Source organism: Bacillus sp. JJ634 (assembly GCF_036962285.1).
Taxonomy (GTDB): domain Bacteria; phylum Bacillota; class Bacilli; order Bacillales; family DSM-1321; genus Peribacillus; species Peribacillus asahii_A.
Genome location: NZ_JBALMU010000049.1, coordinates 1 through 11,271 on the forward strand (window position 1 = coordinate 1; position 11,271 = coordinate 11,271).

The 11,271-nt window shown below is 37.4% G+C and carries 12 protein-coding genes; 9 read left to right on the plus strand and 3 right to left on the minus strand.

All coding sequences use genetic code 11. From position 1 onward, the window contains the following. Positions 1-235 (plus strand): protein YkzS (gene ykzS, locus V7068_RS09285; protein ID WP_499712477.1); only part of this gene is annotated, 235 nt, incomplete at its 5' end. A 56-nt stretch (positions 236-291) separates the two neighbouring features. Here the strand turns inward: ykzS and V7068_RS09290 are convergent. Then, positions 292-1,104 carry a thermonuclease family protein gene (locus tag V7068_RS09290; RefSeq protein WP_499712478.1) on the minus strand — a complete coding sequence of 271 codons (813 nt, stop codon included), beginning with the start codon at positions 1,102-1,104 and terminating at the stop codon, positions 292-294. Positions 1,105-1,233: 129 nt separating this feature from the next. Between V7068_RS09290 and V7068_RS09295 the strand changes: the two genes are divergently transcribed. From V7068_RS09295 to V7068_RS09320, 6 genes are all read left to right on the plus strand, one after another. After that, positions 1,234-1,848, plus strand: a complete 615-nt coding sequence (locus V7068_RS09295; protein WP_499712479.1) for an ABC transporter ATP-binding protein — start codon at positions 1,234-1,236, stop codon at positions 1,846-1,848. 15 nt (positions 1,849-1,863) lie between these two features. Then, positions 1,864-2,649, plus strand: coding sequence for an ABC transporter permease (locus V7068_RS09300; RefSeq protein WP_499712480.1), 786 nt, complete (start codon positions 1,864-1,866; stop codon positions 2,647-2,649). Positions 2,650-2,844: 195 nt separating this feature from the next. After that, on the plus strand, positions 2,845-3,111 hold the full coding sequence (locus V7068_RS09305) for a phosphocarrier protein HPr (protein WP_119116119.1): 267 nt from the start codon (positions 2,845-2,847) through the stop codon (positions 3,109-3,111). Between the two features lies 1 nt (position 3,112). Next, positions 3,113-4,837 (plus strand): phosphoenolpyruvate--protein phosphotransferase, encoded by a 1,725-nt coding sequence (gene ptsP, locus V7068_RS09310; RefSeq protein ID WP_499712481.1) that lies wholly within the window; start codon positions 3,113-3,115, stop codon positions 4,835-4,837. Positions 4,838-4,995: 158 nt separating this feature from the next. Continuing rightward, positions 4,996-5,781: an SDR family oxidoreductase gene (locus V7068_RS09315; protein ID WP_499712482.1), complete on the plus strand. Its 786-nt coding sequence runs from the start codon at positions 4,996-4,998 to the stop codon at positions 5,779-5,781. 33 nt (positions 5,782-5,814) lie between these two features. Continuing rightward, positions 5,815-6,684 carry an NAD(P)-dependent oxidoreductase gene (locus V7068_RS09320; protein ID WP_499712483.1) on the plus strand — a complete coding sequence of 290 codons (870 nt, stop codon included), beginning with the start codon at positions 5,815-5,817 and terminating at the stop codon, positions 6,682-6,684. 59 nt (positions 6,685-6,743) lie between these two features. On the opposite strand, the gene V7068_RS09325 is transcribed toward V7068_RS09320, so the two are convergent. Beyond that, complete coding sequence (locus V7068_RS09325; protein ID WP_499712484.1) at positions 6,744-7,886, minus strand: aminotransferase A; 1,143 nt, start codon at positions 7,884-7,886, stop codon at positions 6,744-6,746. Between the two features lie 154 nt (positions 7,887-8,040). Here V7068_RS09325 and corA (V7068_RS09330) point away from each other — a divergent pair, with 154 nt between their 5' ends. Further along, a complete protein-coding gene (gene corA, locus V7068_RS09330) occupies positions 8,041-9,036 on the plus strand; it encodes a magnesium/cobalt transporter CorA (protein WP_499712485.1) in 996 nt (331 codons plus the stop codon). A 90-nt stretch (positions 9,037-9,126) separates the two neighbouring features. Here corA (V7068_RS09330) and corA (V7068_RS09335) read toward each other — a convergent pair whose 3' ends face one another. Continuing rightward, positions 9,127-10,080: a magnesium/cobalt transporter CorA gene (gene corA / locus V7068_RS09335; RefSeq protein ID WP_499712486.1), complete on the minus strand. Its 954-nt coding sequence runs from the start codon at positions 10,078-10,080 to the stop codon at positions 9,127-9,129. A 359-nt stretch (positions 10,081-10,439) separates the two neighbouring features. On the opposite strand from corA (V7068_RS09335), the gene V7068_RS09340 reads away from it, so the two are divergent. Continuing rightward, positions 10,440-11,271: chemotaxis protein (locus V7068_RS09340; RefSeq protein ID WP_499712487.1), on the plus strand; the 832-nt coding region annotated here is incomplete at its 3' end.

An 11,271-nucleotide genomic window follows, 5' to 3' on the forward strand; every position in this document is an offset into this window, starting at 1 on the left:
GAACCTAGAAGAAACGGATAAAGGAATGGTGGTATATACAATGAACGAACAAGACGTACAAACAGTTCTTAATCAATTAGCGAATCGGGATATTCAGGAGTATAAAGTAACAAAGGAGCATTTCATGCCGTTTCGACAACAGCTTGTGAAGCGAGAAGATTTTAAACATTTTCGTGGAGAAGCGAAGCATAATGGGGAAGTCATTTATACATATTTAGATGAACCGCGTAGTTAAGGTAAACGGCCGGCTTATAGAGAGCTGGCCGTTTACTTTGTTTTTTAGCTGCTGTTTTAGCGTTGTGATGGACGGAACCCAGCTGCTTTTGCTTCTTCTTCGGTACAAAACATTTCTTCTGCTTTTGTTACATCGTAGTGTGCACCGGAAGGAAGATGATAGATTTTATCTCCTTTTGAATTAATATTTCCTTTAATAGTTGGGTTTGCACAAGTTTGTTCATTAACAGTAGGCTCTTTTTGCGTTTTGTCTTTTGTATCTGCAATTGAATCATTAAATCCTTTTGATGTTACATAATTTTCGATGGACCAAATGCCAATGGCTTTCTTTTGGGCTTCTTTCTGTACGGCTTCTAGTTCATCTAAATATTTTGTATTGGGAACATACACATAGGCTACTCGTGCAAGTCCTTTTTCAAGCAGCATTTTGTTGACCATTTTGCCATCTACATAAAAGTAGGCAAGCAAGCGTCCGTATTTATCTCGTTCGCTAATGCCGGTTTCGACTTCCACTTTAGAACCAGGTGGCATTAATTCTTTTGAAAATTGACTTGCTTCTGGTCCAAAGGGTTGAACACCTTTGGATGGATGAACAGTTTCCGGTGTATCGATAAGCAGTAAGCGGACCGTTTCTTCGTTGCCGTTTGGCAGCTTAATTTTCACGGTATCTCCATCGACGACTTTAACGATTTCTGCGGTGAAGGTACTTCCTTTCTTTTCTTGAACGGTTTCTTCCTGATTAGTAGAGTTAGTTTGTTGTGCTGTTGTGTTCTCTGTTTTTTCTTCTATTGTTTCTGTGTCACTACAAGCGGTTAGTAAAAGGATGCTCATACATGCAAGTAGGATATATTTTAAATAGGATTGTAGCATAAGGGACCTCCATTTATATTGGTTGTACATTTCCGATGATTGAATTAAGATACAGAAAGAAAACATATATTCTTACTAAAGATATAGTGTAGTTAAATGAAGGGGAAAAGTAAAGGGGCATATGGAGAGATGTTTGTTTTAGAAAAGGTCGTTTATAAAGATATTATTAAGCTTGATTATCTTGAAGTGAAGTCGGGCGTTGTCACTTGTCTTGTAGGAGAAAGCGGGGCAGGAAAAACGACGTTGCTACGACTGTTGAATCGTATGAAAGATATTGATAGCGGAAAAATTTTATATCGTGATACCCCAATTGAACAGTTTGACCCCATTACCTATCGCAGAAAGGTAACGATGCTGTCACAAACAGCTTTGATTTTCCCAGGAACGATTGAGCATAATCTTCAATTAGGGTTAGAGCTCACCGGAAGACCTGCTTGCTCATTGGCCGAATTAGAAGAAGTATTAGAGATTGTACAGTTACAGAAAGCGTTATCGGAAGATGCCGAAACACTTTCTGGTGGAGAAAAGCAAAGGGTGGCACTGGCAAGACTTCTTCTTTTACAACCTGAAGTGTATCTGCTGGATGAACCGACTGCTGCTTTAGATGAAGAAACGGAATTAAAGGTGATGACGCGCTTTCTTGCAAAGGTTAAGGAGGAAGGCGGGAGCGTTATTATGATTACGCATTCGAAAAAGTTGGTTGAGCAGTGTGCAGATCGAACGATTATGCTGAAAAAACAATAAGGGCGTGAAGAAAGTATGGAGAGTAACGGCATCATTGATATTGAATTTTGGCGCCTTTGTGCAGCATATGTGTTTGTGGTGATCTTACTAGTAATCGTGAAAAGGCGAGGGATTTCTCGTGAAAGGGAAATTATTATTGCGACTTTTCGGATGACTATTCAACTGTTTATAGCAGGATATGTGTTAACGTATATTTTTAATGATCCACATCCAGTCATTACGATTACCATGTTAGGAGCTATGTCCATCTTTTCCATTATGAATATTTTTAAACAAATGAAGTTTCCACTTAAGCGACAAATCAAGTGGTGTATTGCGTGCAGCATGATGACAGGGCCGATTATTACTTTATTATTCTTTAATGGCATTGTAATTCATTTTACACCATGGTACGAACCGCGCTATGTTATCCCAATCGCAGGGATGATTATAGGTAGTGCAATGACGGGATTAACGCTTGCTTTAAAAAATTTATATGAAGGAATGACTAGTAACCGTGATAAAATTGAGGCGATGCTTATGCTGGGGGCTGCTCCTAAAAAAGCGGTTAAGAAGTACGTCGATCAAGCCTTTGATTCTGCTGTGCTGCCGACGATTAATAATATGTTAGGGATGGGGATTGTTTTTTTACCCGGTATGATGACAGGCCAAATTCTTGCAGGAATTAGTCCCACAGTGGCCATTGAATATCAAATTGCGGTTATTTTAGGCGGGCTTGGCGGTGTCTCGTTAACCGTTATTATCTTTATTCTGCTTAGCTATAAAGTGTTTTTTACGAAGAATGCACAATTAGATTTATGAACAAATCATTTATAAACGAGATTTTTTAAATGGATTTTAATAAGAATTTCTTGATTTTTTACTATTTGTTTGGATTTTCGTTTGTTTGTAACAAGTAGTAATGCTATTCTGAAGAATGAAGGATTGTTCTTTGTTCATCTAAAAGAAAAGGCTTTCCTAATTTGTTGATCATCTTGATAAAGGGGTTAGATTGATATGATAGAAAAAAAGTTTAAAGTAGTTGCGGAAACAGGCATTCATGCGCGTCCAGCAACGTTATTAGTACAGGCGGCGGGTAAATTCGATTCAGAAATTACATTGGAATATAAAGGGAGAACAGTGAACCTTAAGTCTATTATGGGTGTAATGTCTTTAGGTGTTGGTAAAAATGCGGATATCACGATTACAGCTACCGGAAGCGATGAAAATGATGCGATTAAAACGCTTACGGAGACGCTGGATAAAGAAGGTTTAGCTCATTAATATGTCCACTCTATTAAGTGGAGTCGCCGCTTCTGCTGGAATAGCCATTGCAAAAGCGTATCGACTCGACGAACCTGTATTGTTTGTCGAAAGAAGAACGATTGAAAACAGTGATGCGGAAATTGTCCGTTTTAAAGAAATGATACATAAGTCACGAGCTGAGCTCAAGATGATACGGGCAAAAGCAGAACAGCATGTTGGTGATAATCACGCAGCCATCTTTGATGCTCATTTACTTATACTAGAAGATCCAGAATTTTTGCTTTCTATTCAACATAAAATTCAAACAGAACAAATCAATGCTGAGTTTGCGCTGCAGGAAACGGTCGATATGTTTATGATGATGTTTGAGCAGAATGATAATCTATTGATTAGGGAACGCGCAATTGATCTTTATGATGTGAAAACGCGGTTGTTAGCTCATCTTCTTGGTGTTCATCTGCCTAATCCAAGTTTAATAGCCGAGGACGTCATCATTATTGCCAATGACTTGACACCGTCAGATACTGCTCGATTAAATCCTCTTTATGTAAAAGGCTTCGCCACGGAACGCGGAGCCAGTTCATCGCATTCCGCTATCATTGCCCGCTCTCTTAATATTCCAGCGATTGTAGGAGTAAAAGAAGGGCTAGCTTCTATTAATCATGGTGATATGGTGATTATTGATGGATTTAGAGGGCAGGTCCATATTAATCCAACCTCCGAACTAGTGAAGCGCTATGAGTCGGAACAAATTGCGGAACAAGCTATAACAAGCAAATGGGATCATTTTGTTCATCAACCAACTGTAACTAAAGACGGGCATCAAGTAACTTTAGCAGCGAACATCGTTTCAGAGAAAGAGGGAAGCAGCGTTCTCTTCAATGGTGCGGAAGGTGTAGGATTATTTCGTACGGAATTTTTATTTATGGGGAGAAATGAGTTACCGAGTGAAGAAAAACAGTTTCAAACGTATAAGGCGATTTTAGTAGGCATGCAAGGAAAACCAGTTGTCATTCGCACATTAGATGTTGGAGGGGATAAAGATGTTCCGCACCTACATCTCCCTTATGAAAGTAATCCTTTTTTAGGATATAGAGCGATTCGTTACTCGTTAAAAGAGCCTGTTCAATTTGAGATGCAATTACGAGCGTTGCTTCGTGCGAGCGTCTTTGGTCATTTAAAAATTATGTTTCCAATGGTTACGACTTTAACAGAGTTACGTACAGCTAAAATGCTCTTGAATAAAGTGAAACAAGAGCTGCTGGGTGCCGGAACGCAGGTAAATGAAAACATCGAGATTGGGATGATGGTAGAAGTACCTGCAACAGCAATTATGGCGGATGTGTTTGCGAAGGAAGTTGACTTTTTTAGCATTGGTACAAATGACCTTATTCAGTATACGATGGCAGCGGATCGTCTAAATGAACGCGTAGCTTATTTATATCAACCATACAATCCAGCTATTTTTCGCTTAATTAAAATGGTGATTGATGCCGCTCATAATCAAGGTAAATGGGTAGGTTTATGTGGCGAAATGGCAGCAGATTCAATAGCGATTCCTATTTTATTAGGGCTGGGTGTAGAGGAGTTTTCCATGAATGCTGCTTCCATTTTACAAGTTCGTTCTTATATTCATCAGCTTTCACAAACAGAAATGAGAAAGCTGGCAGAGACCGTATTACATATGGAAACAGCGGAGGATGTCCAACAATTTATTCAGCAAGCACTGAATGATGTATGTTAGTGAATCTCTGCTATGATTTTGATGTCGAATGGACAAAGCCATTCGGCTATTTTTCATGTATATAAATGAAAAATTCGAGAGTTTATTTCCCTATTTTTCCTAATAGACAGCTATAATAGTAGTCATAGAAGTGAATTGATAACATTAGGAGGATGACAATGGATTTTCAATTAGAGAATAAAAATGCACTGATTTTAGCATCAAGTCAAGGGCTAGGGAAGGCGATTGCAGCAGAGCTTGTAAAAGAGGGCAGTAATGTGATGCTTGTTGGCCGTTATGAAGAGAAGCTTGTTAAAGCTCAAGAAGAACTGCAAAAGCTAGGATTAGGGAAAGTTGTTTATACAGTAACAGATCTTACGAAACTAGAAGATATTCAAGCTCTTGTCAAAAAGACGGTAGACGAGTTTGGAAGTATTGATATTTTAATCAATAATGCAGGAGGACCGCCTGCTGGGACATTTGCGGATATGAGTGATGAGCATTGGCAGCAATCTTTTGAGCTGAATTTACTTAGTTATATTCGTACGATTCGTGAAAGCTTGCCTTATTTAAAGCAAAAGGGAGGAAGAATTGTGAATATTGCTTCTTCTTCGATTAAAGAACCGATTCAAGGGTTGATTTTATCCAATACGTTCCGAACAGCCATTGTTGGTTTAGCTAAAACATTGTCTGTTGAATTAGGTCCTAACAATATTTTAATTAATACAGTTGGGCCAGGACGAATTGCAACGGAGCGTATTCAATATTTAGATGAAGTAACAGCTGAGAAAAAAGGAATTACACAGGAGCAATTATCTCAGCAATTACTGAAAAATATTCCGCTTGGACGATATGGAGAACCTGAAGAATTTGCTAAGTTTGTGACGTTCCTCGTTTCAGGAGCGAATACGTATCTAACAGGACAGTCTTATTTAGTAGATGGCGGTATGGTTAAATCAATTTAAACAAACGTGTTGGGAGTGAGGGGATTGGTACTAATGAAGGAGAATGCAATTATCGGTTTTATTGGTACAGGTGTTATGGGAAAAAGTATGGCCCATCATTTATTAAAAGCAGGATACGAGCTCTATGTGTATACGAGAACAAAGGAAAAAGCAGAAGAGCTGCTGAATCAAGGGGCAAAATGGGCGGATACACCGAAAGAACTAGCCCAGCATGCGAATGTAATTATTACGATGATTGGCTATCCGAAAGATGTGGAGGACATTTATCTTGGTGAGCATGGACTTATTGTAAACGGTAAACCTGGTACATATATGATTGATATGACAACGTCTACCCCATCTTTAGCTGAGCGAATTGCGAGCGAGGCTAAGAAAAAAGGAATGGCAGCTCTTGATGCACCTGTGTCAGGAGGGGATATTGGAGCGCGCGATGCTAAGCTTGCGATTATGGTCGGTGGTGAAGAAGAAGATTTTAAGACGGTTCAACCGATTTTAGAAGTAATGGGGAATAATATTATTTACCAAGGAAAAGCAGGGTCTGGGCAACATACGAAAATGTGTAACCAAATTACGATTGCTTCGACGATGATCGGTGTGACAGAAGCGATTGTGTATGCGAAAAAAGCGGGATTAGATCCAGAACGTGTGCTGCAAAGTATTTCTACTGGAGCGGCTAGCAGCTGGTCGTTAACGAATCTAGTTCCACGGATGGTGAAAGAGGACTTTGAACCAGGGTTTTATATTAAACACTTTATTAAGGATATGACGATTGCGCTTGAAGAGGCCGATAAAATGGGGATGGATACACCAGGGCTTGCCCTAAGTAAATCATTGTATGTCCAACTTGCAGAGGCAGGGGAGGAAAACAGCGGTACACAAGCATTGTATAAATATTACAAGTGAAGCGTAAATAAGCATGCAGTCTGTGACGGACTGCATGCTTATTTTCTTCATTGGCTTTCTTATCGTAAAAATGCTTCGATTCGATTGAGTGCTTCTTTCAATGTTTCCATAGAGTAAGCGTAAGAAATACGGAAATAGTCATCGCCGAGGGAAGAGAAAGCTTCACCAGGAACAACAGCCACCTTTGTTTGTTGAACAAGCTTCAGGCAAAAATCTAGAGAAGAGGTATATCCTTTTGGCAATTTAACAAAAAAGTAGAATGCACCGTTTGGTTTAACGACATCTAACTGCATTGCTTGAAGTCGATTATATACATAGTCTCTTCGTTTGGCATATTCCTCTTTCATTGGCAGTGCGTCATTAAATCCTGTAGTGAGCGCAGCTAGAGCTGCTCGCTGAGAAATTGATGAAGCGCACGTCACGTTGTATTGATGCACTTTTAAAATGTGTTGACAAATATTTGCTGGGGCAAACAAAAAGCCAATTCTCCATCCTGTCATTGAATGAGATTTAGATAATCCATTTAACACGATTGTTTGTTCTTTCAAGAAGCTAGCAATCGAAACATGTTCTTGGTCGTATACTAATTCACTATAAATTTCATCCGCTAAAATAATAATATCTTTGCCGCGCACAAGATCGGCGATAGCTTCTAATTCGGCGCTTGTTAATGTAACGCCTGTTGGATTAGACGGATAAGGTAATACAATACAACGAGTAGCTTCTGTTATGTAGGGCTTGATAACATCGGCTGTCATCCGAAAATTATTTTGTGTTGTATCTGCATATACTGGAACTGCACCACACATTTTTATAATCGGTTCATAGCCAGGGTAAACAGGTCCAGGCAGAATGACTTCCGTGCAAGGCAATAGAATAGTTCTAAATGCGATATCAATGGCCTCACTTGCCCCAGTTGTCACGATAATTTCATCCTCTGCTCGATAGGAAAGAGCATATTTCTTCCTTACATATTCACGAGCCGCTTCTCTTAATTCTAAATAGCCAGCATTATGTGTATACACGGTATAATTTTCATCAATTGCTTGTTTAGCTGCCTCTTTTATATGAAGTGGTGTCGGGAAATCTGGTTGTCCGATCGTTAACGAAATAGTCCCTTCAATATCGGCTACCATATTATAAAATTTGCGTATTCCCGATATTTCCACTGATTTGACAAGAGGATTAAGTATATGATCCATCTGATTTTATTCCTCCTTTGAATATGCATATATTTTATCATTTCATGACGGAATAAAGAAAATAAATCTTCATTATTTTTAATTGTTTTTCTATTAGCAAGGTAGAAGAGTATAATAAGGGTTAATTGTTAAATTATTCAAAAGGGTTGGTTATGTGATACATATTTGTGCAATAACAAAGAATCATGAGTTTGTTTCTAATTTATCTTTAGAAGATGTTCATGAACAATATATAGACTGGTATTGGGTTGATTTTTTTCAACCAAATGAAGAGGAACAGGAGAAGTTGGCTCGTTTTTTTCAATTTCATCCATTGGCCATTGAAGATTGTTTAGATGACTTCATTCAACGTCCTAAAATTGACTATTATGAAACGTATCAATTTATTATCCTGCATGTGCTAAAAAAAGCAGATTTGCGACCGGTTGAATTAGATTTGTTTGTTGGAAATCGATGGCTTGTTACATTTCATAATGAAGAATTGGAGGAGCTAACAGTTGTATGGGAGCGGTTAAAAAAAGATATCTCCATGAAAAAAGGTCCGTTTTTTCTCATGCATGGGTTGATTGATTATATTGTCGATGAATATTATCCGACGGTGTACAGCATAGAAAATCAATTAAATCAGATCGAGGATAATACAGAAAATGAAACGATTGCAGAGTTAATTGATCAGCTATTTGATCTACGGTCTGACTTGTCAAAGTTACGGCGTACAATCATGCCGATGCGCGATTTATTGTATCGAATGACTTCCTCGGATCGGATGAGTTATTTACAAGAACAGCATTCTTATTTTAATGATGTATACGATCATTTATTGAAGTTAGCGGAAATGTTAGAAGCGTATCGTGATTTTTCTTCGGATATCCGTGATAATTATTTATCCATTAACTCGAATAATATGAATAAAACAATGATGACATTAACGGTTATTACAACGATTTTTATGCCTCTTACTTTTATTGCTGGCGTATATGGTATGAACTTTTCTTTTATGCCGGAGCTGAATTGGCGCTATGGTTATTTTGTTGTACTAGCTATGATGGGAGGAATCGCGCTGCTTATGTTCTGGTATTTTGTGAAAAAAGGCTGGCTGAATAATAGCAAGCAAAAAAGAAAAAGAGCGCGAAAATCAAAAGTGCTGTAAACCTGAGAAACTCTCCTTTAAACCGTATATACATTTGAGGCTATGGTGCCAGACTTTCGGTTTAATATGCTGGGGGAAAGGCGCACTAGCCTAAAACCAGCCCTTCCTCTTAAACCAAAAGTACATGGATACTCCAATGACTCCCATTAATCCAAGAGAAAAGAAATAACCATATTTCCATGTTAATTCGGGCATATATTCAAAATTCATCCCGAAAATCCCTGCAATCAGTGTTAAAGGGGCAAATATAGAAGTTATAATGGTAAGAACTTTCATCACATTATTTGTTTGGTGAGAGTTTAATGAGAGATAACTATCTCTTATATCTGCAGTTACTTCCCTATCCGACATAACCATTTCTGATAGTTTCAAAAGATGGTCGTAAATATCAGAGAAGTATTCTTTTCTTTTTTTTACACCGCTCAAATGGTGAGAGTTTAGCATACGGTAAAGTAAATCACGCATTGGATGAATGGTATGCATTAGATTTAACAACATATATCTTGTATCAAACAATTCATTCATTAAATGACTCATTGATTTATTTTGTATATTATCTTCAATTTTATTTAATTTTTCTTCTATTTTATAAATTAATGGGAAGTAATTATCCACGATTTTGTCTAAAATTTGATAAAACACATAGAAGGTGTCCCATTTCTCAACATTTTTTTGAGATAGTAATCTGTCCCATACTTGAGAAACTTCTATTGCTGGATTAAGGTGGAAAGTTACTATAAAGTTTTCTCCTACAAAAAAATCTAACTCCTCTTTTAAGATTTCTCTTTCTTCTTCTCGAACGAGATGTGTAGTATAAAAAGTATAATCATAATAATAATCTAATTTTGGTCTTTGAAGTGTATGTATACAATCTTCAATAGCGAGTGGATGAAAGTGGAAAGTTCTCTCTAAATGTGTTAGCTCTTCTTTAGTAGGCTCATTAAAATCCACCCAAAACCATTTATATTTAGAGAAATTCAGATTATCTATAAACACATGCTTTTCTAACTGATTTTTATCAGTAATCCCGATAAAGCTTATCATATTAACACCTTCTAATAATTCCTTCAATAAGGATTTATATGTTATGTTTTATAACTAATTTTCCCCTTTAGTTTAATGAATATGTTAACTGCTAACATTGATAATTAGTAAAATGATGAATAAGAGTCAACTACAAAAATATTTTGGCATTTACTATTAACGATTTAGTGTTGGAATCCGAATTATGTAGTATAAAGGAATTGTTAGAGCAGGGGAAGTGAATGGAAATAAGGAATCTATCTCCAATACGTGAAGTTTCTCTGTGAAAAAAATAGGTCATTTTTACTAAAGTGTCTGATTTGATAGCGACAAAACATGGTATATTAAATGNNGGGAATTGAATAGGAAGGACGAGGGATATGAAAGAGAACAAAGGGATTTTGTTAGAAAGCGGGACAAATGAATTAGAAATTGTGGAATTTGGTATTGGAAAAAATAAATTTGGGATTAATGTCATTAAAGTGAAAGAAATTATTAATCCTGTTTCGATTACTATTGTGCCCCACGCACATCCTAATGTAGAAGGAATTATTGAATTGCGTGGTGAGGTTTTGCCTGTTGTGAATGTGGCAGACGCATTAGGTTTCCCCGCTTCAGAAAATCCGAAACAAGATAAGTTTATTGTGGCCGAGTTCAATCAACAAAAAGTCGTATTTCATGTTCATTCGGTTACACAAATACATCGTATTTCTTGGACACAAATCGAAAAACCTTCTGATATGTACCAAGGCCTTGAAGGCCAAATCATTGGGGTCATTAAATTAAATGGTGACATGATTCTGCTTTTAGATTTTGAGAAAATTGTTGTTGAAATTAATCCAGAAACGGGAATTAGTATCCAGCAAGTGAAAAAGCTTGGGAAACGCTCGAATTCGCAAATAAGATTGGTTGTGGCTGAGGATTCCCCGCTATTGCGTAAATTGCTTCATGATACGTTAACAGAAGCTGGTTTTGAGTACTTGGAGTTTTTTGAAAATGGACAAGATGCATTAGATTATTTAGAAAGCATAGTGGAATCAGGGAAAACGCTGGCGGATGAAGTGCATTTAGTTATTACAGATATTGAAATGCCGCAAATGGATGGACATCATTTAACGAAGAGAATTAAGCAGCATCCTGAATTATCCAAGCTGCCGGTTATCATCTTCTCTTCATTAATTACTGATAGTCTTCGCCATAAAGGACAAATTG